This window comes from Streptococcus sanguinis SK355 (genome assembly GCF_000212855.1).
Taxonomy (GTDB): domain Bacteria; phylum Bacillota; class Bacilli; order Lactobacillales; family Streptococcaceae; genus Streptococcus; species Streptococcus sanguinis_A.
Map to the genome: position 1 here is coordinate 2,017,381 of NZ_GL890993.1, position 26,668 is coordinate 2,044,048.

The 26,668-nt window shown below is 44.8% G+C and carries 22 protein-coding genes; all 22 read right to left on the minus strand.

What is annotated here, in order from left to right; genetic code table 11:
• Positions 1 to 2: 2 nt before the first annotated feature.
• The 22 genes from addA to HMPREF9389_RS01595 all read right to left on the minus strand — a co-directional run bounded on the left by addA (position 3) and on the right by HMPREF9389_RS01595 (position 26,529).
• The gene (gene addA, locus HMPREF9389_RS01700) at positions 3 to 3,677 is read right to left on the minus strand and encodes a helicase-exonuclease AddAB subunit AddA (RefSeq protein ID WP_002930887.1); all 3,675 of its coding nucleotides are present in this window, start codon (positions 3,675 to 3,677) and stop codon (positions 3 to 5) included.
• On the minus strand, positions 3,674 to 6,955 hold the full coding sequence (gene rexB, locus HMPREF9389_RS01695) for an ATP-dependent nuclease subunit B (RefSeq protein WP_002930888.1): 3,282 nt from the start codon (positions 6,953 to 6,955) through the stop codon (positions 3,674 to 3,676). The genes addA and rexB overlap by 4 nt, the downstream gene beginning before the upstream one ends.
• A 201-nt stretch (positions 6,956 to 7,156) precedes the next feature.
• Positions 7,157 to 7,468 carry a hypothetical protein gene (locus tag HMPREF9389_RS01690; protein WP_002912776.1) on the minus strand — a complete coding sequence of 104 codons (312 nt, stop codon included), beginning with the start codon at positions 7,466 to 7,468 and terminating at the stop codon, positions 7,157 to 7,159.
• Positions 7,469 to 7,514: 46 nt separating this feature from the next.
• A complete protein-coding gene (locus tag HMPREF9389_RS01685) occupies positions 7,515 to 8,360 on the minus strand; it encodes a DUF4300 family protein (protein ID WP_002930889.1) in 846 nt (281 codons plus the stop codon).
• Positions 8,361 to 8,393: 33 nt separating this feature from the next.
• Positions 8,394 to 8,936 (minus strand): ClbS/DfsB family four-helix bundle protein, encoded by a 543-nt coding sequence (locus HMPREF9389_RS01680; protein ID WP_002930892.1) that lies wholly within the window; start codon positions 8,934 to 8,936, stop codon positions 8,394 to 8,396.
• A gap of 28 nt (positions 8,937 to 8,964) precedes the next feature.
• Positions 8,965 to 9,375, minus strand: a complete 411-nt coding sequence (locus tag HMPREF9389_RS01675; RefSeq protein WP_002930893.1) for a type II toxin-antitoxin system death-on-curing family toxin — start codon at positions 9,373 to 9,375, stop codon at positions 8,965 to 8,967.
• On the minus strand, positions 9,372 to 9,608 hold the full coding sequence (locus tag HMPREF9389_RS01670; protein WP_002930894.1) for an AbrB family transcriptional regulator: 237 nt from the start codon (positions 9,606 to 9,608) through the stop codon (positions 9,372 to 9,374). The genes HMPREF9389_RS01675 and HMPREF9389_RS01670 overlap by 4 nt, the downstream gene beginning before the upstream one ends.
• A gap of 124 nt (positions 9,609 to 9,732) precedes the next feature.
• Complete coding sequence (locus HMPREF9389_RS01665; protein ID WP_002930895.1) at positions 9,733 to 11,490, minus strand: glycoside hydrolase family 13 protein; 1,758 nt, start codon at positions 11,488 to 11,490, stop codon at positions 9,733 to 9,735.
• Positions 11,491 to 11,783: 293 nt separating this feature from the next.
• On the minus strand, positions 11,784 to 12,470 hold the full coding sequence (locus HMPREF9389_RS01660; protein WP_002930896.1) for a hypothetical protein: 687 nt from the start codon (positions 12,468 to 12,470) through the stop codon (positions 11,784 to 11,786).
• A gap of 249 nt (positions 12,471 to 12,719) precedes the next feature.
• A complete protein-coding gene (locus HMPREF9389_RS01655) occupies positions 12,720 to 14,285 on the minus strand; it encodes an ATP-binding cassette domain-containing protein (RefSeq protein WP_002930900.1) in 1,566 nt (521 codons plus the stop codon).
• A gap of 208 nt (positions 14,286 to 14,493) precedes the next feature.
• The gene (gene rlmD, locus HMPREF9389_RS01650; protein ID WP_080560792.1) at positions 14,494 to 15,864 is read right to left on the minus strand and encodes a 23S rRNA (uracil(1939)-C(5))-methyltransferase RlmD; all 1,371 of its coding nucleotides are present in this window, start codon (positions 15,862 to 15,864) and stop codon (positions 14,494 to 14,496) included.
• Between the two features lie 84 nt (positions 15,865 to 15,948).
• Positions 15,949 to 17,298: an LCP family protein gene (locus tag HMPREF9389_RS01645; RefSeq protein ID WP_002930905.1), complete on the minus strand. Its 1,350-nt coding sequence runs from the start codon at positions 17,296 to 17,298 to the stop codon at positions 15,949 to 15,951.
• Between the two features lie 18 nt (positions 17,299 to 17,316).
• The gene (pheA, locus tag HMPREF9389_RS01640) at positions 17,317 to 18,150 is read right to left on the minus strand and encodes a prephenate dehydratase (protein ID WP_002930906.1); all 834 of its coding nucleotides are present in this window, start codon (positions 18,148 to 18,150) and stop codon (positions 17,317 to 17,319) included.
• On the minus strand, positions 18,147 to 18,623 hold the full coding sequence (locus HMPREF9389_RS01635) for a shikimate kinase (protein ID WP_002930907.1): 477 nt from the start codon (positions 18,621 to 18,623) through the stop codon (positions 18,147 to 18,149). Before HMPREF9389_RS01635 ends, pheA begins: the two co-directional genes overlap by 4 nt.
• Positions 18,616 to 19,899 (minus strand): 3-phosphoshikimate 1-carboxyvinyltransferase, encoded by a 1,284-nt coding sequence (aroA, locus tag HMPREF9389_RS01630; RefSeq protein ID WP_002930908.1) that lies wholly within the window; start codon positions 19,897 to 19,899, stop codon positions 18,616 to 18,618. Before aroA ends, HMPREF9389_RS01635 begins: the two co-directional genes overlap by 8 nt.
• 133 nt (positions 19,900 to 20,032) lie before the next feature.
• Positions 20,033 to 20,371 carry a YlbF/YmcA family competence regulator gene (locus HMPREF9389_RS01625; protein ID WP_002930910.1) on the minus strand — a complete coding sequence of 113 codons (339 nt, stop codon included), beginning with the start codon at positions 20,369 to 20,371 and terminating at the stop codon, positions 20,033 to 20,035.
• Between the two features lie 18 nt (positions 20,372 to 20,389).
• Entirely contained in the window at positions 20,390 to 21,496 is a 1,107-nt protein-coding gene (locus HMPREF9389_RS01620) for a prephenate dehydrogenase (RefSeq protein ID WP_002930912.1), read from the minus strand.
• A 16-nt stretch (positions 21,497 to 21,512) separates the two neighbouring features.
• The gene (gene aroC, locus HMPREF9389_RS01615) at positions 21,513 to 22,679 is read right to left on the minus strand and encodes a chorismate synthase (protein WP_002930913.1); all 1,167 of its coding nucleotides are present in this window, start codon (positions 22,677 to 22,679) and stop codon (positions 21,513 to 21,515) included.
• Positions 22,680 to 22,769: 90 nt separating this feature from the next.
• Positions 22,770 to 23,837: a 3-dehydroquinate synthase gene (gene aroB, locus HMPREF9389_RS01610; RefSeq protein ID WP_002930915.1), complete on the minus strand. Its 1,068-nt coding sequence runs from the start codon at positions 23,835 to 23,837 to the stop codon at positions 22,770 to 22,772.
• Positions 23,838 to 23,847: 10 nt separating this feature from the next.
• The gene (locus HMPREF9389_RS01605) at positions 23,848 to 24,702 is read right to left on the minus strand and encodes a shikimate dehydrogenase (protein ID WP_002930917.1); all 855 of its coding nucleotides are present in this window, start codon (positions 24,700 to 24,702) and stop codon (positions 23,848 to 23,850) included.
• Positions 24,692 to 25,369, minus strand: a complete 678-nt coding sequence (aroD, locus tag HMPREF9389_RS01600) for a type I 3-dehydroquinate dehydratase (protein ID WP_002930920.1) — start codon at positions 25,367 to 25,369, stop codon at positions 24,692 to 24,694. The genes HMPREF9389_RS01605 and aroD overlap by 11 nt, the downstream gene beginning before the upstream one ends.
• Entirely contained in the window at positions 25,366 to 26,529 is a 1,164-nt protein-coding gene (locus HMPREF9389_RS01595) for a class I SAM-dependent rRNA methyltransferase (RefSeq protein WP_002930924.1), read from the minus strand. The genes aroD and HMPREF9389_RS01595 overlap by 4 nt, the downstream gene beginning before the upstream one ends.
• Between the last annotated feature and the right edge of the window lie 139 nt (positions 26,530 to 26,668).

Below are 26,668 nucleotides of genomic sequence, written 5' to 3' on the forward strand. Positions count from 1 at the left end.
AATTAATCCACCTTAACCACCTGCAGCTGCTCACCGCCTAGCAAAATCAAATATTTTTCAATCTGAGAAATACCATAAGAGCAGCTGAGAGCTTGAGCATATAAGTCTAGCTGGCCATGGTAGCGAGCAATCAACTCAGATGAATCCTTATATTTATCCGTCTTGTAATCAAAGAGGATAATCCGATCCTCAAAGAGCAGGTAACCATCCAAAATCCCCCGCAAAACAAATTCCTGACCACTAGCGTCATCCCTCTTGAGCATGGCAAACGGTGCTTCTCGACGCACTCTGTCACTGTTCTCAATCAAGAGGCGTCCCAAATCTGTCTCGAAGAAAGATGCAATCTTAGGCAGCTGAATCTGCTTTTTGACTGCGTCATCAGCCTGAACCTGAGCTAAGGCAGAACGAAGTACAGCCATGCTGGGACGGCTATCCAAAGGAATTCGCTGCATGAGCTCATGAACGGCACTGCCGACCTGCGCTCCAGTCACTTTGGCTTTCTTGCCAAAATCAGGCAACTCAAAGCTAGGCTGCGGCCGAAAAGCTGCTCGCTCATCCATGATGTCCAGACCATCCGTATCCATGATCGGCTCATAAAACTTCTTAATCTGGCTTGGAGTTCTCACACTAGGCAGTTCAATGGCAGAGCGGTACTGGCTATTCAGTTGGTCCACGCTTTCTAAAATATCCAGAGCCCGACGGATGCTGTCCGACTGACGATTATCTGCCAAATCATCCGCTGGAAAGAGCACAGGCTCATTAATTCGCCCTATCTCTTCAGCAGTTAGCTCCTCATCAGTGACAAAACGGGTCTCGTAGGCAAGATTCTCATCAGAAAAAACAGCCTGAATGGCATAGAGCCAGTCTTGGAAATTACTGAGCTGGCTGCGCAGACTGGCAGACAAACGCCCTTGTTGGCTCTTGCCCCATTGACGCTCATCCAAAACCTCTTGACTGCCCTTTCCGACCAGATAGAGCTTGGTTTCAGCCCGTGTCATGGCCACATAAAGCAAACGCATCTGCTCAGACAGACTAGCCAACTGCAGTTCTGCAAGATTCTGCTGATAAGGCAGCGTATCCATGGAAATGCGTAGCTGATTCGGCGCATAGGGAGCTTCCACAGACACCGATACATCCGCTACATACTTGATACCAACTCCCTTGGTCCGGCTAAGGATAATCGCAGAGCTACTATCCTGACGGTTGAAGGCCTTGTCCATATTGAGCAGAAAGACGTACTTGAACTCCAGCCCCTTACTCTTATGAATGGTCATGAGACGAACGGCGTCCTTAGGCGCCGCCACTGGCACACTAGCTAGATCATGCTGGTTTTCCAAGATACGGTCTATCATCCCGATAAAACGAGACAGGCCTTTAAAGCTAGACTTTTCATACTCATTAGCCCGCAAAGAGAGGGCATAGAGATTAGCCTGTCTCTGGGCACCATTGGCCAGAGTTCCCACCATGTCATAGTAGAAACGGTCCTGGTAGATCTTCCAAATCAAGTCATACAGCGAATGTGTCTTGGAATAGGTCCGCCAGCTTTGCAGGGTCTCATGGAAATGCTGCAGCTTTTTCTGCAGTTTCTCAGTGACTAAAGCAGGATGCAAACCTCTTCCTTCAAGAGCATTGACCAGCTTTTCATAAAGATTTTCCTGAGAATGTTCTTGACTGGCCTGCAGGGACAGCCGAGCCAGCTCGTCCTCACCAAAGTCAAACATAGGAGACTTGAGAAGGGCGGTCAGGGCATAGTCATTCAGCGGATTATTGATAGTACGCAGGGTGTCTAGCATGACTAAAACCTCAACCGATTGCAGATAGTTTGCGGCGCCATCATCTGGTACCAGCGGAATCTGGTGCTGCTCAAAGGCAGCTAAAATCAAATCATTGCGGGTTCTGGATGCCGTCAGCAGCGTGATATCTTTAAAAGCCACTCCTTCTTCATTGTGCAGGCGGATGATTTCCTTGATGACTAGGTCCACTTCCCCAGCTGATACTGCCTGTGGCAAGCCCTCATCAGCCTCCTCTTCCGGACTCTCCTTAGAGCCTTCATAGATTAAGAAAGAAGCGCGGTTAGCTGGATTAGGCTCACGTTTGGCTGGATTTCCCGCCACCAAATAGTGGGTTTCATTGTAGTCAATTTCCCCAACTTCTTCATCCATCAGGCGTTTGAAAACATCATTGGTCGCTTCCAGTACCTCAAGATGACTACGGAAATTTTCCTTAAGGACGATTAGCTTGCCCTGACTGCTATCCTCTTGATAGGCCTTAAACTTATCACTGAAAATCTGCGGGTCAGCTTGACGGAAACGGTAGATAGACTGCTTGATATCACCCACCATAAAGCGATTTTGCCCTCTGGCAAGCAAGTCCAGCATGCGCTCCTGCGTGTGGTTGGTATCCTGATACTCATCCACCATGACCTCGTGGTAGCGTTCCTGATAAAAGCGACGCACCTCTGGGAATGTCTCTAAAATCTCAATAGCAAAATGGCTGATGTCACCAAATTCAAAGGCATTTTCCGCTTTCTTTCGCTCCAAGTAAGCCTGTGCAAAGTCCGCCACAAAGCCCCGCAGAAGCTCAACCAGAGGCAGGCATTCATCCTGATGCTGCTCGATAAAGTCCAGTTGATAAAGCTGCTGGTCAAAGCTACGCAGCCGTTCAATCATAGGCTTTCTGGCTTCATTGTAGTCCTTGACCATTTCTTTTTTAAGCTCGTCTGCATTCTTGCCAACCCGAGCTGTAAAGGCCTGGCCATTGGACAGTTGGGAAAGTGCCACAATCTGTTTGAGAACCTGAGCTGTTTCTTCTATCGAGGACAGTTCATTCAAGCCTGATAAAAGGTTCAGAGCATCTTGAACATTTTCCTGATATTTAGCACCCGCAAATTCTCTTCCTTCATGCTCCAAATGAGCAGAAAAGAAAGCTTCCAGCTCCCAAAGGGCTGATTTGATTTGACCGAATATCCGCTCTCTCTCTGCTGCAAAGTCACTGTGCTCATAACCATAGAGGAAGGTTTCTTCTAGCCAGCGCTGAGGACTGCTGGTTGACTGCAGAAAACTGTAAATCCGATAAACTTGCTCCCGAAAGCCTGATAAATCCTTGCGCTTACCAGTAAAGTTCTTTACCAAACGGCTAAACAAAGCCTGACGCTCGCTGTCATAGTAACGATCAAACACTTGGCTGAAAACTTCATTTTGCAGAATCAGCTGCTCACTGGCAGACTGGAGAATCCGAAAATTCGGTGCCAAACCAAGCAGGTAACCATAGCGACTAAGTACTTTCTGGGTAAAGGCGTCCATGGTGCCAATATCGGCATTTGGCAAGTCAGCTAATTGCTGGGCCAAATGTTGCTTGAGTTCAGGACTCTCGGCCTCCTTCAAGGCCTGCCCCAGTTCCTTCTCCAGCCTCTCTTTTAGCTCGCCTGCCGCCTTAACAGTGAAGGTCGAGATAAAGAGCTGGCTGACAGCGACACCTCTAAGAATCTGGTCTATAATCCGCTGGACCATGACAAAAGTCTTACCCGAGCCGGCCGATGCGGAGACAAGAATATTCTGGCCAGAGGAGTAGATGGCCTCAATCTGCTCTGCCGTCTTTTTCTGTGGCTTGTCCGAAGCAGCTTCTTGGGTTTGCTTAAGAGCAATCTCTTCTGCAGTTAAAAAAGGAATTCTCTTCATTTTTCCATCTCCTCCCTCATCTTTTCTAGCCAGGCCTGGCGCAACTTCTCACCAGTCGGCCGCCTATCAAACTTGCTTGTATCCAGCTTTTCCAGCTGACGTGCCTGTCCTAGGTGGAGATTGGCTTCAAAGCCAGTAATGGCCTTAAACTGCCCTACATAAGGAGCAATGCTGCGCCCATTCTCTGTATAAGGATTAACCGCAAAATGGCCTGATAGAATGCCTTCCGCAGCTTTTTTGTAGAGATAAGCATTGTAGGCCAGCAGCAAGTCCAAGTCTTCCCGACTCAGCAAGTTGGTCTTATTTTTTTCATAGAGCGGACCAAGTTCCTTGACAGCATCTGCCACAAAAAGTCCCTTGTACTGCAATGGCTTCATAGACTGATTGACTGCATCCGCCAAGGTCTTGGTATCTTTAAGCACCACAATCGGATCGGTCATCTGCAAATACATGGCGCCAAAAATTCCCTTGTCCTCTTGATAGTCTGCTAACTCCTCAATCGCTGCCAGATAGGTCGGCAGCTGAGAATTGAGCCCATTAAAGAACTTTTCAAAGCTGAACTTAATATCGCCAGACTTATAGTCCACCACTCCCAGACTCTCGGTCTTGGTCAGACGATCAATCCGGTCCACCTTGCCGCTCACGGTCACTGCTCTGCCATTTTCCAAGGTCAGGAAAGGCTTAGAAGCAGAACCAAAGCCAGTCTCCTCACCAATGGTCTCAATCCCAGTTGGATGAGCCAGCACACGGCCAGTCGCCCGCGCCGTATCCAGCAAGAGCTGGCGGGAAAAACGGGTCTGACCTGACTCACTGTAGATGCTCTCAAACTCAGCCTCTCGGCTGGTCTCTTCCATAGCCTGCGCTAAACGCCGGTCAAAATCGTCAGACGAATCATCCTGCAGGACCTTTTCAAAGATTCGATGGAGGAAAATCCCATGACTGCGAGCATCAGGATGAATGGTCCACTCTTCCTGCAGACGCAGAACATACTTGAGAAAATAAGCATACTGATGCTGGAAATACTCGTTTAGAGCAGACGCTGAAAGTCGGAGAGGCTGTTCTTGAGGGTAGAGGGCTTGCAGAGTTTCTGGCTGCAGAGACTCCGTTTTCAGTTCCTTGCTGATTTGCGGAATGCTGATGCCTTCTGCTACCAATTTCTTGCGCAGAACCCGCACAGCCACTGCCCAAAAAGTCTGCTCCTCCGTTGTCCACTCTCGATCAATCTCCTCTTGGTGGAGCTCGATGATTTGAGATAAGAGAGCTCGGTAGCTGCCGATATCATCACTGGAAGCTTGAGGCTTTTTGACAATGATGGGCAAGGAAAGGGGAGCTGCAGTCAATTCCAGCAGATAGGTCGACATACTGTCCTCTACTTCATTGACCAAGGCTGGTGCAGACAAGACCAGCTCTTTGGTAGCAGAATTAATCAATGAAAGCGCTGTATAGCGATTCTTCTTGAGATTTTCTGAACTGGCAATCTGGAGTTCGGCCTGAGAATCCGTTGCGTCATTGAGCCGAGCCCGATCTTCATCACTGAGCAAACTCTTGTTTTGCGCTATTTTCGGAAAACGCTCCTGGGTCAGTCCGATTGCATAGACATAAGGTGCTGCTAAAGGCTCTATCAGGTCATAAGACTGGACCTTAACCACATCTACTGTCGCTGGCACCGTCCGATAATTGGACAAAAGCATACCTGACAGAATCAAGGCTAGAAAATCATCCAGTTTGACCTTGCTATCTGCAAAAACCTGAGCAAACTGCTCTAAGACATGGCTGAAAGCCTTCCAGACTTCCTCATGACGCTCCTGCTCCTGCTGACTTTCTCCCTGCAGCAGAGCCTTCAAATTGTCAGACAAACAGGCTGCTTGGACGAACTCCGTAAACTTAGCTAAGAGCCCAGACGCCGTCTGACTACGGGATTTGAAAAAGTCTTGCAGTGGAGTCATAACCCGAAGACGAATATGATTGAGACGGTCTAGGTCAAATTTCCCTTGGCTATTGGCCGTGAAATCCTTGGCTAGCTTGGCTGCTCCCTTGATATCCGCAAAGCGCAGATATTGCTCAAAATGATCCAGCTCCTCCTGAGTAAAATCTCCGTATAACCCTGTCTTTAAGAGATTGAGCAGGTCTTCCAGTTGGAAGTTATAGCGCTTGAGCCGCTCCAAGGACTCGACAAACTGGACCAGCGGATGCTGTGCCATCGACTCGCTCCGCCCTAGATAGTAGGGAATCTGATACTGGTCAAAAATAGTCTTGAGCTGAAGCTGGTAGGCTTCCACATCTCCCAAAAGCAGACGAATATCCTTGTAGCGCACACCATCATGAACCCGCTGTCGGATGGACTTAGCCACATACTCCAACTCTTCTTTCTGGTTCATAGTAGCCCAAATCTGAAGCTGCGAGCGGTCTGTCTCACTAAGACTAACCGTTGATTCTGAAAAGTCATAACGACTCTCCAAGACCTTAGAAATTCGTCCAAAGGCATCTTCTGCTTCCGCATGAGGGATATAGTCAGGCTTGACCTGATAGTCCTCGGCCAGCTTTCTCAAAAAATCCACACTAGCTTGATAGAGATTGCCCTCACGAAAGGCTGCTCGATAGGATTTTTGACTGGCATAGGTCCCAATAACAATCTCCACACCTTTTCGATGCAGGAGACTGACCAGATATTCCTCTTCGGCAGAGAAACGAGTAAAGCCATCGATGACCAAGGCCAAATCTGCCAATTGCTCGTCTGTGTCGCCAGCCAGAATATGCTGGGTAAAAGCAGCAATCTGAGAAGACGAATCAAAATCACCCTTATTGAGAGCAGCAGTCGACGCTGTAAAAATCTTGACCAGATCCTCCCGCTTCTCAGGCTCCTCAAGAAATTCCAAATCCGCAAAGGACATCTGGGCGGTCTGCAGTTCATGATGAAGATCCATCAGTTGCTGGATAAACTGGGGATCCTTCTTAATCCGACCATAGACCTTAAGCTCTCCATCATCTAACTCTGTCAAGGTCCGATAAATCAGCATTCCTAGACCAATATCGTCCAAACTCTGCCCTTGCCGAACATCATTTAGCACAAAATACCGAGCCATCTGGGCAAAGCGCGTTACCGTAATAGCAAAGGAAGCCTGAGTTTCCAGACACTCCAAAACCGCCCGCTCCTTCTCAAAAGAAAGCGAATTAGGCGCAATATAAAAGACTCGCTTACCAGCCGCCACCAAGCTCTCAGCTTCCGCCACCAACACCTTGGTCAAAGAATGGCGAATATCTGTATAAAGTAATTTCATAGCCTGCCTTTTCCTCTAGAAAATATAGGAACATTATACCATTTTTACCGATAATTCTCATGGAGAATAGTCCCAAAGCCCAATTAGAACCCATCATCCAAAGATAGCGTTAGTGAATAGTTCGTTATGTCCATAAACAAATGAAAAAAGCCACTGCTTCCAGTGACTTCCTAAGTCTCTTACTTCTTTCAAAGCAAGGGCTCATTTAATCTTATGCTTATTCATCTTTTCTTCAAAAATGCTTGTCATAATCACGCGCAATTCTTCTCTTTCCTTGTCAGGAAGTTCGCCTTGCTGCTTGGCTACAGCGTACAACTCAGGATATTGCTTAGCAACTCGCTCAACCGTCTTGGTCGTTGCATGCCCTCTCACGAAGAAAGGAATTCTCTTAATCCACTCTTTAGGCACAAGTGCCAGAATCTTTTTGGCAGCTTCCTTATCGGAAATTTCTGCAGTGCTGAGCCCTTGATTAATCTGCTCCTGTTCCTTTTCTGTAAAATCTTTTAATTCCATACGCTAAATCTCCCAGTTCTATTTTCTTAATGCTAACTGAAGCACACTATTTACCCTCTACCCACTTATCATTGTCCATGATAAAGGGCTTGGCCAGTCCTTCCCCTGTGTAGTCCTTATATTTTGTCTGCAAGTATTTGTAGACATCTTCCTTGGTCGCAAACTTGATTGCCTGGTATGGCTCTTCAAAGGTCAGCTTTTCGATAAATAAATATCCGTCTTTATCTGGAACCAAGACGCCGACATGACCTACAAAGAGAGAATCACCGTCAAGATTGTCGTGGACAATGACTGAAAGCATCCTTGCTTTTTCACTAAACTTGAACTGCTTGAAGTATTCCTCCATCTTCTTAGCGTGGACTTTTACATCTTGAGTCGCTTCAGTCTTGACTCTTGAAAATAGGATATTAAAATCTTCCTTCTCCTTGGCATCAAAGAGCTTGCCCTTGTCAATCGAATCATTATCTATGAACAAGAGTTCATCATTTTTTTCAATTTGAGGAATTTCGATGCTATTTTTCAGCAAAGTATAGGTATTAATCCGACAATTTGTCCCGATAAAATCGCCCTTCTTTGCCTGCCACAGAGGATTGATTTTTTCTACATCATATTCTGTTTTGGTAAATTTAGTGAAATCGCCTGTTAATCCAGTAGAGCCAACAAGTCCATTGTAGTCATTGACTAGATTGACAAAATTATTGACACTGTCTTTATCCAAGTCGGCCGCCAACAAATTCTTAACTTCTTCGACACTCTTTTTACTGTTTAGATTTGAATAAGTCGATGTAGTTTGACTTGTTTCTTTATTTTTCTGGGAACTAGCACATGCCACAAGCCCAAAAGCCAAAGCCAGGCAGGCGCAGGACATGATTATTTTGTTGTATTTTTTCATTCTTATTTCTCTCTAATTCTTGTCTTCTACAGACTATTTTGCTTTACAATTTTTCTGATGAGCCTTCAATTTTTTCATGGCCCAGTCATAATGGCTGGAGGTAGCACTTACAAAATAGGAACCTAGTACACTCCCTCCGACCCATTTATAGACATTTTTTGAAAATAATTCTTCGTTTGTAAATATGTCTGCCAAGTCCAAAACATCTTGATGCGACTGATGAAAGATCCCAGTTGCCTCTTCAAGAGAAGTATTCTGATGTTTCTTCCAAAATTCCTGATTCAGCTCACCGTAAGTCCTCCAGTTATAGGGAGCAGGAAGAAAGGGCTGCCCTTCCCCCTTTTGATTGGAATGCACCCAATTCAACAAGAGCTGATGCCATTCATAGAGGTGAACCAAAACATCCCTTACATTTTTATCCCGTCTCCAATGAGCCTCTTTCTTCTTTTCATCCCGAGAAAAATCAAAGGGCGTATTTAACTCTTCATCAGACATCTTAGAAATGAGCGTACGTAACTTCTCATAGTTTTCCTTAGCAGCCAGCAGCAAATCTTCTTTAGTTTTCGGTCTAGGCATAAGATTACACTCCTTGCATAGTTAAAGCTTAATCGTTATCATTACGAAACGAATGTTCAGAAACCCATTTTGAGTAGCTTTTTAAATTTTGCTCAGACAGTGATTCAACCGCTATTCTTACACACATTTCAACCGCTTCTTCAAGCGTAACAGCAAAACGATAACCGTTTAATCGTAAAAATTTTACTAAAACATAAAAAGCCGTTCGTTTATTAGCACTAGCAAAAACATGCTTTTTTATCAATTGAACAAATAAAATTGTCGCCTTATCAAAGATTGATGGATAAAGAGGTTTTCCAAAAACAAATTGTTCAGGTAAATTCACAATCATATTTAGTGCTGATGGACTAATCGTCTTGATTTGTTCTTTTGGAGAATAGCGCTGAATAACTAAAGTATTAATCTTTTCAATTTGAATTTCTGTTAAATAGACTGTCATTTTTCCACCAAAGCTTTAAAAATATCATCGTATTCATCAAAAATATTATCTAAATCCAATTCAAAAGATTCGTCAGAAATAAAAGTAACCTGATTTTCAGTCTTTTCTGGAGTAAAGACAATTTCGCCACTCGGTAACAATTTAGCATCGTAATGCACGCCACTCGGAATATTAAATTCACTTGGAATCGTTATTGTTATAGAATTCCCTTGTTTTCTAGTTTTTACTGCCATCTTGCTTCCTCCTTAGGGATATTATAACAGATAATTACAGTAATTACAAAAATAGAATAATCTTCCGACTTCTCTTATCTTATTTGGAATACATCATGGGATTAAGATATTCACTAAACACATCTCAAATGCAAGACTCATCACAATAAACTACAAATCCCTTTGGTAAGATGAGCACTTGCTGGTCATCAGTTTGGCAATGACTGACCAAATCAGCTGAATCTCTGTCTAAAAGATAATTCTCATTCGACTGATTAAAAATGGCTCTGATTGCTTGATTATCATGTTGCCATTCTAATGCTAGCACATTAGGCTTGATTTCTTCTAGGGTAAATTCCCCATACTGAATAATGCCCGCAACATCTTTGCGAAGCTGAATCAAGTTCTTCATAAAATTGAGCATATCATTGCTACTTGAAACCCGGTCCCAAGGCATGACCCGTCTACAATCCGGGTCCATAGCTCCACCCAATTCTAGCTCGGTCCCATAATAGATACAAGGAGTTCCTCTTTGTAAAAAGAGAAAGGCGAGTGCGGATTTGACAAGCTGGATATCACCTTGAGCAGTCGCCAAAATGCGCTCCGTATCGTGCGAATCCAAAAGATTAAACATAACCTCAGAAATCTGCTGCTTGTAGTACATGGACTGGCAGTTAATCTCAGCTATGAATTGACTGGTCTTCTTGCGCCTGCTCAAAAAGTAGTCCTTGATACTATCCGATAGAGGATAGTTCATGACCGCGTGAAACTCATCTCCATTTAACCAAGGCTGAGAGGTATGCCAAACCTCTCCAAGAATATAAAGGTCAGGCTTTTTGGCCAAAACAGCCTTCCGAAAATCTCGCCAAAATTGATGATCAACCTCATTGGCCACGTCCAATCTCCAAGCATCAATATCAAAATGTTCAATCCAATAGGTCGCAACGCTTAAGAGATAGTCTTTCACCTCAGGATTTGCCGTGTTTAACTTAGGCATGTAGCTGGCAAAGGCAAAGGTATGATAAGGCAGTTCTTTTGGATTCATAAATTTCTCATTCATCACTGGGAACTCTTGAATGTGGAACCAGTCTTTATATGCCGACTTTTCACCATGCTTGAGAACATCCTGCCATTGAGCGGATTGATCGCCCATATGATTGAAAACCGCATCCAGCATCACCTTCATGCCACGCAGATGAGCTTGCTCCACCAGTTTACGGAAAGTCTCCTTGTCCCCAAAGTGTCGATCAATTTCAAAGTAATCTGTCGTATTGTACTTATGATTACTTGGAGATTCAAAGATGGGACAGAGATAAAGCCCTGTAATCCCTAAGTCCTGTAAGTAATCCAGATGTTCAATAATTCCTTGTAAATCCCCACCAAAGAAATCCGTAGGTTTAGGACTGATAGCTGCATCCCAAGCTAACGCTCCTTCAGGAGAAAGGTCGGGATTTCCATTGGCAAATCGTTCTGGAAAAATCTGATACCAGACCGTTTTTGAAACCCATTCAGGAACCTGGCAGCCATCAATTTCGTGAATATAAGGGAGTTTAAATCTGTTGCCCTCATAAGCAAGGTTTTCTGGACTATTGTCAGTGAAACCTTTATCTCCATACAAGACGCTTTGCCCCTCTTTATCCTCAAGCTCAAACAGATACTGGAGCCGAGCAAAGCGCACAGAGACAGCTACTTGCCAATAATCAAATAAGTCATCAGAGGTCACTTTGACCATCTCTTTCACATCTTCATAAGAATCCTCAAGAAAGATAAAGGGATCCCCATAGTGCAAAAAGATTTTCTCTATATCCTCTTTCTTAGTCCTAATTCTGATATGCACTTGACCTTCTTTATAAAGATAGGCATACTCCGACTCCGGTCTATGATAAATGGCTGTTAATTCCATATTTTTCTCCTAAATATTTCTCTTTCTTAAAGTCGCTTCACATTTATGCAAACGATTCCATGGCTAGCCCTAGTATACTATTTTAAAAAAAGGATTGCAAGCTATTGTTTAATTTTGGGAATAAAAGGTATAGCAGAGAATATTAAAAAGCCTTGGAGATAAGGCTTTTAGTTATTTAAGTTTTTAGAAAGATTCCTTACTTTTCTAAATCAAGTCATCTAGCCCACTTTTGCTGAATCTAACAACCAGATAAGTCTCAAGATTATTGTTGTTTAATAAATTCAATTCAAGTGTTACTTATTTCTATCAAAGTCAAACCCTACCTGCCAAAATCCCATATCAAGTATTTTCATCTGCGGGTAGAGCATATCTGCCACCTTCATTTTTTTCCTGGCAGATTCTAGCTGTTCACTATATTTTTCATAGAATTCTACAAGCTGCAAAATGGATTTAATATTATAATTTCCTGTTGCAATCTTCTGCTTTTTTATACCATCAATAAAGTATCTATCATACGCAGGTACACACCCAAGTGTACCCATGAGAATTTTTGTAATAAGCGTATCTGATAATTTGTTTTTCAGTTCTATCCCTTTGACTTCGCGTCTAATCTTATCGTAATATTCATTTAAAAATGCATTAATCTCCACTAGTAATTTTTGATTATATACCTCTCTAAAATCTGTACATTCTATCCCAGCTAAAGGATTATATTTTTTTCTTAACAATTCTTTCACTACTGGTATATGAACTCTATAATCCTTTTGCAGTAAAAACGATGAACCTCGATACATCCCCCAGCTTGCTAAATAAAACGCAAGTTGTAAACTTAAATAATCAACATTTACATTGTTATTCTTTCGAGCATTTATAAAATGTGAATAACAGTGCTCCCACGAACGATATCGACCATGTTCGTCAGCATTTAAATCATTGAAAAATTTTATTGACGAATCAATAATCAAATCGACAGTATCCATACTATTTACTCCCTATTTATTATTTATACCTGTTCCTATCTGAAAATACAAATGATTGTTCAAATAGTACTCCAACAACATCGGTTAATTTTTTTATTTTTCCAGTGTGTATCTTAGAAAAATAACATTCTTTATAGCTTTTTCCAAATAAACATAGTCACGAACCAGAATCAATAATATGCGTATGCAAAAGACCTATAACAAGGTTTGTGTTAATTTCTATTTTTCTCAGATTACAATAATATACATTTACTTATTTTCAACCACATATCTACTTCTCTCCAGTTCTATCACCTTATCATAGCGCTTCAAGTCCTCTTCACTATAGTGATGAATCGCTTCTACGACTGCTTGTGGGAGAGAGAAGAGAAGCTGGCTGATTTTCTCTTGATTTTTAAGGTCCAGATTGGCCTTGACCTCATCAGCCAGGATAAATTGACGATCGTGATAGAGAGCGCGGGCAATTTCTAGCCGCTGCTTCTCACCTCCTGACAGAGTTTTATTGCTAGGTGTTTTGCCTTGGAGTGCTTCCAAACCGGTTTGCTGTAGGATTTTTTCCATCCTTACAGAATCCAGTTCTTGCCCCAGCGCGATATTTTCCTCTAGAGTCAATCCATCAAAGACATGACTAGACTGGAGAATGTAAGCTCCTGCCTGATAAAGTTCATCCGAGCTTAGCTCTTGTCCATGGTAGCGAATCCGACCTTGACTAGGCTTGATTTCTCCATAGATGAGGTTAAGTAAGGTTGTTTTCCCAGACCCGCTTTCTCCGATAATGGCAATCTTTTCCCCTTCCTCAATGGTAAGGTTACAAGGGGTTAGGATTTCTTGATCATCACGCTCTACGCTGACTTGCTCTAGCTGGATAGGAAAGACGGACGTTTCAAGAACAGAAGGCATCGTCAACTCATCTCCCAGCAAGTTTTGATATTTATCACAAAGAGACTTAGCTGATTTCCTAGTATTGATAAAGTAGGACAGTTCCTGAAATTGGTAGCCGATATTATGCGAAACTAGGTAAATCCCAACAAAGCTGGCTGCAGATAGGTAGTTATAATAGGTCATGAAACCACCAATCACAATAGGCGCAACCGAACAAAAGGCATCAATCCCATTGATAAAGAGACTGTTTAGCGTCCGTTGCTTTTCATAGGCGATTTCTTGCTCTAAAGCCTTGTGCAAATCTTTGGAAAACAGTTTGTAAAACATGCTTTGTCCCCGATAATGCCGTATCGGACGAGCGCCCGCAATCATATTGGTCACTTGAGAGACATAGCCTTGGTTAGCCATGGACTTCTGCTCAGAAATCGCATCCAAGCGCTTGGAACCTATGCTACTACAAAGGACAGGTATCGAATAAAAATTGATAAAGAGCAGGCCTAGAAAAAAATTAGTCCATAGTGCATAACAGATGGAGACAGTTGTAAATCCCAAAGAAGAAATGATAATGACAGTCGGCTCAATATAGTTATCTTCTAGCTGTTTCACATCATTTTCCAGGTCGGATAAAACCTCTTCATCCGCTATCCGACGGGTATATAAGAAAGTCTGAAAGATAGCCTGCTTAATACCCGACTTGAAGTCCGTCAGCACTCGTGCATAGTAATAGCGTTTACCCGCTAAACCCAGCAAGAGAATCAAATTCCCCACAATCCCCCAAATCAAGACCTGCCACAGCAAATGCAACTGGTGATTGGTAAAACTAGAGACAATATACTGAATCAAAGCTGGTGTAATGACAGCCTCCAGCCAAGTAATCATAATCGCCACAAAATAGAAGAATAAATACTTTTTAGTTACATAAGATCTAAGCATAGCGTATAAACCTCCTGAAGTTATTTACCAACTTAGATAGTCGTTTTTTCTAGACGGGGATATATAAGGGCTTAATAAATCTTTCGCTAAAAGATTCCTAGTTTTTCACCAGCAGAGCTACACACTCAGCGGTTCGGACTTACCGTATTATTTCGTCGGTTTCCCTCCTCATTCTACGAGTCCTATCCCATGGGCGGAGCATCTACTTCTACTTCGCTGATGCCTCAGCTCGTACAAGCTGTGATACCGCCTCAACATGGTGCGTCTGCGGAAACAAATCTACCGGTTGCACTTTCTTCAATTCATAGCCCAATTCTTGATAGAGTTTGATATCACGCGCCATGGTTGCGACATTGCAGGAGATATAAGTGATTTTTGGGGGCTCCATGCTGACGCTGGCTTTGATGAAGCTCTCTGTCAAGCCTTTTCGTGGTGGATCGACTAAGATAACATCCGCTTGGATGCCCTCTTTAAGCCAGTTTTGGATGGCTTCTTCAGCAGGAGCGCAGACATAGCTGGCATTGGCAATGCCGTTGATTTCTGCATTCTTTCGGCTATTTTCGACCGCTTCTGGGATCACTTCCATACCATAGACCTGCTTGACATGTTTAGCAACAGAGAGTCCAATCGTCCCGATACCGGAGTAGGCATCGATAACCATATCATCTGCAGTCAGTTCGGAAAAGTCAATGGCTGTCTGATAAAGCTTTTCTGCCATTTCGGTATTGACTTGGTAAAAGGCGGGCGCAGCAATCTGGAAGTCATTTCCCAGCATCTGGTCGGTAATGTAGTCTTGGCCATAAAGCGTTCGCCAGTCTTTTCCGAAAATGGCGTTGCCGGGCTGGTCATTGATATTCTGCATGATGGACTTGATAGCTGGGAAGGTTTCTGTCAAGCGCTCCATCAACTGCTCAACTCGGAATATTTTAGGGCGAGTTGTGACCATGATTACCATGATTTCCCCTGAATAATGGCCACGGCGAACAACTAGATTACGAATGAGTCCAGTCTTTTCTTGCTCATCATAAGGTTTGAGGTCAAAACGACGCAGCAAATCACGTGTAAAGAGGATAACTTGGTCAATGACTGGATCCTGAATATAGAAATCTTCAATCGGCAGGAGGTCATGGGAATTTTTCCGGAAAAATCCTGTTTCCAGCTGGCCATTGACACGGCGGACAGGCACTTGAGCCTTATTGCGGTAACCCAGCGGCTGCTCCATACCAAGTGTCGGCGGCACCTCTACATCGGACACACCAGCAATCTTATAGAGACTGTCCTTGACCTGCTTGCGTTTGAAGTCCAGCTGAGCTGGATAGTTCAGATGCCCCAAGTCAGCAATCCCCGTACGAAGATAGGCCATATCAAGATTTTCATTGCGCTGGTCTGAAATACGGAGAAATTCCTCCACCTTGCCAAAGCCGATTTTTTTGTTGACTTTGAGCACACGCATGCGGATGAGTTCACCCGGTAAGGCATTTTCCACAAAGAAAACCAGGCCTTCTGCCTTGGCAATTCCAGCTCCCTCATGGCTCAGATCCACGATTTCAACTTCAATCATATCATTCTTTTTTAACATATTTTTCTCTTTCTGCTTTATCGCTCTGCCATTTCCCAAAAGAAAAGGCAGGACATCGTCCTACCTTTCATTATATCATATATCTTATCTGAGACCCATTTGCTGCAGTCTTTCTTTATAGGCTTCAAAGTCAATCAAGAGTCCTTGGCCACCGTACATGTCATAGGTATCAACCCAGTCGCCATTTTCCGGAATCGTCAGGCGCTCAACCCCATTGCGGGAATCTCCTGCCATAGAGAGACCATTAGTCAAAAGGAAGCTGTAAGGCACATTGGTCGAAGTCAAGGCAAAGACCTTACCAAGAGCCTCTGACCCAGTAAAGAGCTTGGTCGGATCTTTGACCTGCTGGAAAACAGCTGTCAAAACTTCCTGCTGGCGGCGGGTCCGACCAAAGTCCCCCTCGTCATCCTTACGGAAGCGAGCGTAGTTGAGCAAGGTCCGACCGTCCATCTGCTGCTGACCAACCTTGATTGTTTGATTAGGCACCACACCGTCTTTCATATTCAGGTCATCTGGTACTTCAACTTCTGTCACCTTTTCCCCATCAATGGTTGAGAACTGGGCGTTCATGCTAACGCCATTTGGGAAAAGGGTGTCAATAGCTGTCGCAAAGGTCTGGAAATCCACCAGTGCATAATATTTGATGTCCAAGTCAAAATTGTCCTTGAGCATCTGGCGGACATAGTCTGCACCGCGGTTGTGGTTTTGCTCCCCAATCGTGTAGGCAGAATTGAGCTTTTGGTCATAGTAATCTGCCTGCGACGGATCCGTGTACTCATTGCTGACGCCATCAATGTGAATAAGGGTATCACGCATAAAGCTGACCAATTTCACCTTGTGGTCCTTATTACCAACATTCAAGACCATGATAGAGTCAGTCCGTGTCTCAGTCGAGTCATCACCAACTCGGCCGTCTGTTCCGAGAATGAGGATATTCACTCCGTCCTTAGTATCCTTGCCGTCAAAGAATTCCGTTTCTGCTGGTTTAGAATTGCCAGTGTGAGCTGTCGTCAAGCCTTTGATAAACATGAAAATCATGCCCCCCAAGACCATCAGCAGGAAAATCCCTGCCCAAAGCAAAATTCGTTTCAAGCGGATTTTTTTGCGGGGTTTCTTGGGCTTGTCTTGTCCCAAACCAGCTCCTGCCAGAGCTTCCGACGCCTTCTTTTCTCTTCTGCTGCGAGAAGAACGCTCAGGGTACTTGGGCAAGAGGCCAGAAGAATCCATTTCCACTGGCTCTTGCTCATAAGTGTCACTAACCGTATGCGGCTGCTCTTCATGGTCGGGCGCACTAGCTGAACTGCCAATCCCCTTGGACTTCTGCCGCAAATAGTCAAATTCTTTCTTTTCTTTATCGTTTAGATAATAATAATTTTTATAGAGATAATCTAAGCGGAGCTGTTCATGATGGCTAAGATTTTCTGGTTTCTTCATCTCTTCTCCAATCTACTGCTACTTGTCCTGAATCAGAAACACACTGTAGCTACCAAAAATTTTATAAGTAATTCCAAGACTTGTCAACTCTTGATAGGCAAAATCCGCCAATTTTTTCTGCTCGTTGTCAATGTCAATAATGAAGAAATACTCTCCCAGAGCCGTTTTTAGAGGCCGGCTCTCAATCTTGGTCAGGTCAATCCCGCGCCAAGCAAAAGTAGACAAGGCCTTATAGAGAGCTCCTGGCAGATTGTCCGGCAAGGTCAAAGCCAGTGTCTGCTTGTCTCCTGTCTTGGTCAGTCGAAGCTCAGGAACCTCATGACCAAGAATCCAGAAGCGGGTATAATTTTCTTCCATTTCCTGAATGTCGCTGGCTGCTACTTTGAGCCCGTACTCTGCTGCAGCCGTGCGCGGGGCAATAGCCGCAAAATTCTTTTCAGGATGCTCTGCCACAAAACGAGCTGCATAGGCCGTACTAGCCGTCACCTCAATGGCAGCCTGCGGATAATGTTGGCGGATGTATTTCTTTCCTTGAGCGATAGCCTGCGGGTGAGAAAATATTTTCTCAATTGGCTTCTCCAAATCGGTCACTAAAAGCTGCTGCTTGATGGGCTGCACAATCTCAGCCACTGCCTGAATATCTGCTTGATGAAAGAGATAGTCCAGCGTCTCATGGACACTGCCCTCAATGGAATTTTCCACCGGAACAACCGAGTAATCCACTTCCCTAGCCTCATAAGCCTTCATGACCTCGGTGATATTCTGATAAGGCACCAAGTCCTCGCTTGGAAAGGCAGCTTGGGCTACATGGTGAGAAAAGGAGCCTCTAGGACCTAAAAATGCTATTTTCATTGAATTTCCTCAATAATTTCCTGTGGGCTTTTGAGCCTCGTATCGACAATCTGGCTCGCTACTTTCTCGTACCAGGCCTGACGCTGCTCAAAAATCTGCTGCAAGTCTGACTTGCTCTGGTTTAAGAACAAGGGTCTCTCCTGCACTGCATCCTGCTGGATTCGCTGATAGAGCGTTTCAAAATCTGCTTTCAGGTAGATATTGTCAGCATTCTGAGTCAGTAATTTGCGATTTTCAGGGCTGACGACTACACCGCCGCCAGTTGAGACGACCAAGTCCGTATCGATTAACTCAGCTAAGAGTTGGGCTTCAGCAGACCGAAAGGCCGCTTCACCGTGCTGGTCAAAATAATCCTTTATTGACATGCCCAGCCGCTGGCAGAGCAGTTCATCCATATCGACAAAGTCTTGGGCTAAGCCTCTAGCCACTGTGGATTTTCCGGCTCCCATAAAGCCCAGCAATATCTTAGCCATGCATCAAGCCCTCCAAGTCGCTGAAGAAACTTGGATAGCTAGTCTTAATAGCTTCAGACCGCTCAAGTTCCACCTGACCACTTTGAGCCAACAAAGCAGCAATTGCCGTCATCATTCCGATACGATGGTCACCAAAGGTATTGACTTGGGCACCATGAAGAGGTGTTTTCCCTTCGATAATCATGCCGTCTTCCGTCGGGGTAATAGCTGCGCCCATGCTATTGAGAGCGTCTGCTACTACCTGGATACGGTCGGTTTCCTTGACCTTGAGCTCCTCTGCATCACGAATAACAGTCCGTCCCTGAGCCTGAGTCGCAAGAAGCGCAATAATCGGCAACTCATCAATCAAGCGTGGGATAATCTCGCCGCCAATCTCCGTTCCCTTAAGATCAGACATCTCAACAGTGATAGTTGCAGACTTGGATACTGGATCGACATCTGACAGCGTCATCCGTCCACCCATAGCCTCTATCACTTCTAAAATCCCTGTCCGAGTTTCATTGATGCCGACATTTTCTAAAACAATCTTAGAGTCCGGCACAATCAATCCAGCCACCAGCCAGAAAGCCGCGCTGGAAATGTCTCCTGGAACCGTCACTTCCTGAGCAGTGAATTCCTGACCGCCCTGAATGCGAATTTCCTTGCCCTTGACTTCAATCTGCCCGCCAAACTGGGCAATCATGTCTTCTGTATGATTACGGGTGATTTCCTTTTCAATAATAACCGACTCTCCCTGAGCCTGCAAGGCAGCAAAAATCAAGGCCGACTTAACCTGAGCAGAAGCCACTGGCAGCTGATAATGGATAGGCTGCAGTTCCCTGCTGCCCTTCATCTTGAGCGGTGGTAAATCACGCTCAGTCCGACCAGCAATCTCTACTCCCATCTGCCGCAGAGGAATGGTCACCCGATCCATAGGACGCTTGGATAGACTGTCGTCACCAAACATTTCAGCCTCAAAATCCTGGCCAGCCAAAACACCAGAAATCAAACGGATAGACGTTCCAGAATTACCCATGTCCAGCTTATTTTTCGGTGCTTGCAGACCTTCAAATCCTACACCATGTATCTTGACTAGATTTCCATCGTCCTCAATCTGCACGCCTAAGTCACGAAAAACCTGCATGGTGGACAGCACATCTTCCCCTCGCAGAATGTCACGAACAGTAGTGACCCCCTTAGCCAAACTGCCAAAAATAATGGAACGGTGGCTGATAGACTTATCTCCTGGTACGCGAATACGGCCCTTCAGGCCTTTTACATTGGTTGATAATTTCATAGATGACCTCGTACTTTCCTTTGTTGCTTCTTATTTTATCATAAAAAGACCAGAAATTCTTAAAATTTCTGGAATCCGAGCTGAAGCAAAAAGAATCCGGGTATTCAGCCCAGATTCTTCTTTTTTTATTAGCTTATTTAAGCAAATCCTGCACCGGATCAAAGATGATACGCTCGATATCCGCCAGATAGATGGACAGTTGCTGCTGCTTATTGAAGAATTCAGAAAGAACAGCATTGCCCTGAATCTTCTCGCCAAAGGAAGTCATCTTGTCCTGCACCTCCTGGGTCGGTACCTGACCAGTCTGAGCCAGCTGTTGCAGCTCCTGCTGGAAAGCCAGATAATCCTCAAAAATAGCCTTCGCTTCGCTATCAGCATCCACTGCTTTCTTACTTTCTGCGACGGCCTTGTACTCAGGTAAATCACGCAGATTTCTGCTCAGTTCATTGGCTAAATCATAAATATTTGACATAGAGTTCTCCAATCTATATTAGTCTACGGACACTAGGTAATCCGTATTTTCTCTTACTATTTTAGCAGATTTTTCCAAATCTTGGTGATTTTTAAAGGTGATTTGCAGAATACCGTTGATATCTTCTCGGTTTTCCTCGTTAATCTGGATGTTGACGACAGAAATTCCCCGCAGAAGCTCCAAAATACCCAAAATCGCATCTTCTTCGTCGGGCACCTCAATAAAGAGGTCATAAAAACTGTCCACACCGGCCCGTTTATAAATTTCCATCTGCTTGCGGCTCTGCCGTCCTCGGTCGAAAAACTCCCAGATAGCTGTCTCGTCCTTAGCCTCAATCGCTGCGGCAACCTTGTCTAACTGATCTTTAAAATCTTCCAGCCGCTCCAAAATGGCTTCGGGATTTGTCAAGAGGATAGAGGTCCACATACCCGGCTCACTCTCCGCAATCCGCGTCATATCGCGAAAACCGCCGGCTGCAAAAGACTGGGTCAGCTCGTGTTCCTGGCTATAAGCTGCTGCTTGCTCCATAAGGCTGGAGGCTAGGATATGAGGAAAATGGCTGATTTGACTGGTCACTCGGTCGTGCTCTGCAGGATCTACCTGAATAAAACGGGCATGAAGACCACTCAGCAAGCCTTTCATTTCCTCAAGCGTACCAGGCTTAGTCAAACTAGAGGGGGTGAAGATATAATAGGCATTTTCAAAGAGGTTGACATGGGCAGCCTTGGCTCCAGTCTTGTGACTTCCAGCCATGGGATGAGCTCCAACGAAGCGGACGGGTTTATTCTGCAGATACTTTTCTGCTGCTACCACAATCTCTGCCTTGGTTGATCCAGCATCAGAGATGATAACATTTTCCTTCAGTTCCAGATCTGCTAGCTCCTTGATAAAAGCTATGGTCTGCTTGATGGGCACAGCCAGAATAATCACATCAGCCAATGGAGTAAAGGCAGCAAAATCATCCGTTACCCGGTCTACCATTCCACGTTCTAAGGCAACCCTGCGTGATTCCTCACTGCGATTATAGCCAAGAATCTCTATCTCAGGATGAGCTCGCCTAATGCCCAGAGCCAAAGAAGCTCCAATCAGTCCCAGACCTGCGATATAGACTGTTTTTCTCTCCATGCCCTTCTCCTTACTTCTAAAAGTTCTTGACAAATTCTCGGTGGCGGGCTACCGCATCCTTTAGTTCTTCCAGATTGTCCGAAGAGAACTTCTCCAGTACTTCGGTGGCTAAAACTGCTGCCACCACGCTTTCCATGACAACACCAGCCGCAGGCAGAGCCGTAGGATCGCTCCGTTCCACTGTCGCCTTATAAGGCTCGTGGGTCTCAATATCCACGCTCATCAGTGGCTTGTAAAGAGTTGGAATGGGCTTCATGACACCTCGCACCACGATTGGCTGACCATTTGTCATACCGCCCTCAAAGCCGCCTAGATTATTGGTTCTGCGAGTGAAGCCATCTTCCGCAGACCAAAGGATTTCATCCATTACCTGACTACCCTTGAGACGGCCGGCTTCAAAGCCCACACCAAACTCGACTCCCTTGAAAGCATTGATGGACACGACTCCCTGAGCAAGCTTGGCATCCAGCTTCTTGTCCCATTGGACATAGGAGCCCAGACCGACCGGCACACCGCCAACGACAGTCTCAATAACACCACCGATGGTATCCCCGTCTTTCTTAATCTGGTCAATGTAGGCCTTGATTTCTTCTTCACGCTCGGGATTGACAATGGAAACCTCTGACTGGGCAACTCTTTCCTTGATTTCTGCTACAGTTAGATTATCTGGTACATCGATATCGATACCGCCAAAGGTCACGATATGACTGGCTACCTCTACACCAATTTCTTCTAGCAAGCGCTTGGCGACTGCTCCGACTGCCACACGCATAGTCGTTTCGCGGGCAGAAGAACGCTCTAGGGAATTCCGCAAATCCTCAAAGCGGTATTTCATGCCACCAACTAAATCAGCATGCCCAGGGCGCGGTTTGGTAATCTTGCGCAGCCCTTTTTTCTTTTCATCCACATCTGCCGCACTCATAATCTCCAGCCACTTCTGATGATCGAGATTTGTGACATTGAGGGTAAGCGGGCCGCCCATGGTCAAGCCATGGCGAACCCCAGAGGTAATCTCAACTTGGTCACTTTCAATCTTCATGCGGGCACCGCGGCCGTACCCACCCTGGCGGCGCTTGAGCTCAGCATTGATATAGTCAGCGGTCAAAGGAAGACCAGCCGGCACTCCCTCAATAATAGCTGTCAGACGTGGTCCATGGGATTCTCCTGCAGTTAAATATCTCATACATTCTCTCCTATTTCTGGGATGGAAACACTGGACATTCTGTCTATTTTTCATCCAAACTGTTCAATCGACTTAAACTCCATCTGGCACTTATTTCTTCAGAAATTCTTTCATCTCTTCCAGCGGAATCTGGTGAATACTAGCCGACCCTAGCTCGGGCACCAGTACTAGCTTGATAGAGTTGCCTCGAGCTTTCTTATCGTGGGTCAGAGCCTGATAGAGAGCATTCTCATTCCAAGGATGGTAATCCACCGGCAAACCAAACTTCTGGCACATACGGATGATGTCTTCTGTAATTCCGGCTGGCATGAGGCCTTTCTTTTCAGCAACACTAGAAACCTGTACCATGCCAATCGCCACGGCTTCACCGTGCATGACTTTTCCGTAGCCTGCTGTCGCTTCGATAGCGTGCCCAATAGTATGACCGAAATTCAGATAGAGGCGGGCGCCATTATCCAGCTCGTCTTCGACCACAATTTTACGCTTGACATCGCAAGAATGGTAGATGATGCTCTCTGCATGCTCCAAAATAGACTCTGGACTGCCATCCATTTCTGACAGCTCATCCCAGAGTTCCTTATCTTCAATCAAGCCGTACTTGACTACCTCGCCCATACCTTCGATCAATTCACGCTGGCCCAAAGTATGCAAGACTTCTGGGTCAATCAGAACTCCGTCAGGCTGGGTAAAGGTCCCGACCATATTCTTGGCCCAAGGAGTATTAACGCCGGTCTTGCCACCGATAGAAGAGTCTACTTGGGCTGTCAGACTGGTCGGAATCTGCACGAAATGAATGCCCCGCATGTAGGTCGATGCAGCAAATCCTGCCAAATCACCAACAACGCCGCCTCCCAAGGCCACGATACCATCGCTGCGGGTCAGACCAACCTTGACCAAAAACTCATAGACTTTGTTGACCGTCTTTAAGTTCTTGCTGGCTTCGCCTTCTAAAAAATCAAAGACAAAAGTTTCAAATCCAGCCGCTTCCAAGCTCAGCTTGACCTTTTCCGCATAGAGTCTAGCCACTCGATTGTCCGTGACGATAACCACCTTCTGAGGCTGCCAAAGCTGACTCAGCCAACTTCCAGCCTGAGATAAAGACCCCTTTTCGATGAGAATATCATAGGGATGATGCGGGAGATTCACATTCAGTTTCATAAGCGCCTCCTTATTTATACAATTCTTCTAAATACTGCCAAATTTCCTGACTGGGCATAGGCTTGCCAGTCCAAAGCTCAAAGGCTTCTGCTCCTTGATAGAGCAGCATACCAAGTCCATTGACCGCTGTGATATTTTGATTTCTGGCCCATTTGAGAAAGGGCGTTTCAAAAGGTTGGTAGATAACATCTGCAACTAAAATCTGGCTAGGCAGTTCAAGCTGTTCAGGCAGGGGCATGCTGATGCCATCCATACCTAGACTAGTCCCATTGACCAGAAGGTCTGATTGGTTGATTGTATTCTGTAAGCTATCCGCATCCTCTAAGGTTAGTACTTGGATACGACTCTTGGTTTGGTGGCTGATAGCTGCCATCTTTCTGACAGTCTTCTCATAGGAAGCTTGGCGAGTAAAGACGAAAATTTCCTCTGCATTGTCCAAAGCTGCTTGAGCAATAATAGCTGTCGCTGCTCCACCTGCTCCCAAAATCGTCATTTTTTTGCCCTGAATAGCAAAAGAAGGCAAGCTCTTAAAAAATCCCTTGCCATCTGTGTTATAACCAACTAAAATTCCATTTTTATTCACAACCGTATTGACTGCTCCGATAAGGCGGGCACTGACATCCAGCTCATCTAGATAAGGTATCACTTCCTGCTTGTAGGGCATGGAAAGATTGACACCAAACATATCGTATCTGCGGATATTTTCTATACTGGCCTGCAGATCCTTTGCTTCTACTTCCCAAGCTAGATAGACACCATTGACATCAGTCTTTTCAAAAGCCATATTGTGAATAAGAGGAGAAATACTGTGCTTAATTGGCTTGGCAACCACAGCAGCCATGCGGGTGTGGCCATTAATTCTCATTCAAAATCTCCTGGATTTTCTTCATATTGCTCAGAGAAATCTGACCAGGTGCTGACGCCATCTCCTGGCTGGCAAAAGACCAGCTGGAACCTGTCAAATCAGCCGCAATGCGTGAAATCTTGCCGATTTTTCCCATGGAAATGGTGACAAAATCCTGCTCAGGATTCAAAGTCTTGAAACCGCGAGTATAGTTCATCAAGTCCAGCACATCCTGCTCATTGTGAGCCATGACAGAAACCTTGACCACCTTAGGGGTCAGAGAAGTAAGCTCAGACAGGATTTCCATCATATTTTCAGGCGTCTCCTCAAAGTTATGGTAGCTCAGCACCAGATTAGGAAACTCCAGCATTTCTTCAAATTTCCCCTTGTAAGAGAAATATTCAAAGTCGATATAATCCGGCTGGTAAAAATTGGCTACTTCCTTGATGAGAGCTACATATTCATCATCGGACAGTTCGATTTCTCCGCCTTCCTGACGGGTCCGCAAGGTGAAAATCAATTCACGTCCGGCAAATTTTTCAAAAATAGCTGGCGCAACATTTAAAATATCATCCTTGGCCAGAAAATCTGCCCGCCATTCAATAATATCAGCATCTTCGTAGCGTGATACATCAATTTCTTGAGCTTCTTCTAAACTCTTGGGCATTACAGAAACGACTAATTTCATTGGTCCACCTTTATTGTAAATACCTTGAGGTAATTACTGCTCCCGTCTTTTTTATTATAGACAAAGTCTGCTGGCAGGCCATACTCCGCAAGATAGCGGTGCTTTCTGCCAGCAAGGCCTTTTTCAATTTCTTGTTTAAACTTACTTTTGGAAAGATTGGCTGCATTGGTACTTAAAATCATGATTCCCTGAGGATTCAGGATTTCCAAAGCTTGTGCAACCAAACGATGATAATCTTTAGCAACCGAGAATGTCCGCTTTTTATTTCTAGCAAAGCTGGGCGGATCTATCACAATGACATCAAAGTTTAGATCGTGACGCTTAGCGTACTTGAAATAATCAAAGACATCCATCACCTGAAAGCGATGCTGATCCAGTGTCAAACCATTGGCCAGAAAATGAGCCTCTGACAGCTCACGACTGCGCTTGGCCAAATCCACTGAGACTGTCTGACTGGCACCGCCCATAGCTGCTGCTACTGAAAAAGCAGCTGTATAGGAAAACATATTGAGTAAACTTTTACCAGCAGCCAGACCATCTACCAGACTAGCACGCACATCGTGCTGATCCAGAAAGATACCGGTCATAAGACCGTCATTCAGAAAAACCTGATAGCGAACACCGTTCTCCAAGACTGTGAAAGTTTCCGGCGCTTCCTCTCCATAGAGATGAGCCGATTCGTAGTTCAAACCCTTGAAACGAATCTTTTCATAAGCTCCCTGAATCTCTGGGAAAACCTTAGCGAAGGCTGTCAGAATCTGCTCCTTGATAGCAAAGACAAAGTCATTGTACCAAGCAAAAAGCGCAAAGTCATTGTAGAAATCCACTGTGAAGCCACCGAAGCCATCCCCCTCTTGATTAAAGAGTCGAAAGGCTGTTGTGTCAGACGAATGAAAATAAGTAGAACGTCTGCTCTTAGCCTGCTCAAAGAGGTCTTGAAAAAAATCCGAGTTCAGCTCTACCTTCTTCTGGGAAACCAGCCAGCCTACTCCCTTATTCTGCGGAGAGAGATAAGCTGTGCCTAAGAACTTTCCCTGACGGTTTTGCAGCTCCACACATTGATTCTGAAGCGAAAGAGCAGAAAAATCCTTTTTATCTAATAAAAGAATGCCCTTTCTCAGTTTTTCTTCTGCCTCTTGACTAACAGTAAGTTTATTCATAAATTATATTATACCAAAGATTGTGAAAATTCTCAAAACATATTTTACATTTGAGTTAATAAAAGATTTCACAAACGAGTGCAAAACGACTATAAACCTCTCCATAGAGGGGATAAGGCTTTTATAGAAATATTACAAT

Coding starts and splice junctions, on each gene's coding strand:
- addA (WP_002930887.1), bottom strand. CDS start 3,677: ATGAAGAGAATTCCTTTTTTAACTGCAGAAGAGATTGCTCTTAAGCAA.
- rexB (WP_002930888.1), bottom strand. CDS start 6,955: ATGAAATTACTTTATACAGATATTCGCCATTCTTTGACCAAGGTGTTG.
- HMPREF9389_RS01690 (WP_002912776.1), bottom strand. CDS start 7,468: ATGGAATTAAAAGATTTTACAGAAAAGGAACAGGAGCAGATTAATCAA.
- HMPREF9389_RS01685 (WP_002930889.1), bottom strand. CDS start 8,360: ATGAAAAAATACAACAAAATAATCATGTCCTGCGCCTGCCTGGCTTTG.
- HMPREF9389_RS01680 (WP_002930892.1), bottom strand. CDS start 8,936: ATGCCTAGACCGAAAACTAAAGAAGATTTGCTGCTGGCTGCTAAGGAA.
- HMPREF9389_RS01675 (WP_002930893.1), bottom strand. CDS start 9,375: ATGACAGTCTATTTAACAGAAATTCAAATTGAAAAGATTAATACTTTA.
- HMPREF9389_RS01670 (WP_002930894.1), bottom strand. CDS start 9,608: ATGGCAGTAAAAACTAGAAAACAAGGGAATTCTATAACAATAACGATT.
- HMPREF9389_RS01665 (WP_002930895.1), bottom strand. CDS start 11,490: ATGGAATTAACAGCCATTTATCATAGACCGGAGTCGGAGTATGCCTAT.
- HMPREF9389_RS01660 (WP_002930896.1), bottom strand. CDS start 12,470: ATGGATACTGTCGATTTGATTATTGATTCGTCAATAAAATTTTTCAAT.
- HMPREF9389_RS01655 (WP_002930900.1), bottom strand. CDS start 14,285: ATGCTTAGATCTTATGTAACTAAAAAGTATTTATTCTTCTATTTTGTG.
- rlmD (WP_080560792.1), bottom strand. CDS start 15,864: ATGTTAAAAAAGAATGATATGATTGAAGTTGAAATCGTGGATCTGAGC.
- HMPREF9389_RS01645 (WP_002930905.1), bottom strand. CDS start 17,298: ATGAAGAAACCAGAAAATCTTAGCCATCATGAACAGCTCCGCTTAGAT.
- pheA (WP_002930906.1), bottom strand. CDS start 18,150: ATGAAAATAGCATTTTTAGGTCCTAGAGGCTCCTTTTCTCACCATGTA.
- HMPREF9389_RS01635 (WP_002930907.1), bottom strand. CDS start 18,623: ATGGCTAAGATATTGCTGGGCTTTATGGGAGCCGGAAAATCCACAGTG.
- aroA (WP_002930908.1), bottom strand. CDS start 19,899: ATGAAATTATCAACCAATGTAAAAGGCCTGAAGGGCCGTATTCGCGTA.
- HMPREF9389_RS01625 (WP_002930910.1), bottom strand. CDS start 20,371: ATGTCAAATATTTATGATTTAGCCAATGAACTGAGCAGAAATCTGCGT.
- HMPREF9389_RS01620 (WP_002930912.1), bottom strand. CDS start 21,496: ATGGAGAGAAAAACAGTCTATATCGCAGGTCTGGGACTGATTGGAGCT.
- aroC (WP_002930913.1), bottom strand. CDS start 22,679: ATGAGATATTTAACTGCAGGAGAATCCCATGGACCACGTCTGACAGCT.
- aroB (WP_002930915.1), bottom strand. CDS start 23,837: ATGAAACTGAATGTGAATCTCCCGCATCATCCCTATGATATTCTCATC.
- HMPREF9389_RS01605 (WP_002930917.1), bottom strand. CDS start 24,702: ATGAGAATTAATGGCCACACCCGCATGGCTGCTGTGGTTGCCAAGCCA.
- aroD (WP_002930920.1), bottom strand. CDS start 25,369: ATGAAATTAGTCGTTTCTGTAATGCCCAAGAGTTTAGAAGAAGCTCAA.
- HMPREF9389_RS01595 (WP_002930924.1), bottom strand. CDS start 26,529: ATGAATAAACTTACTGTTAGTCAAGAGGCAGAAGAAAAACTGAGAAAG.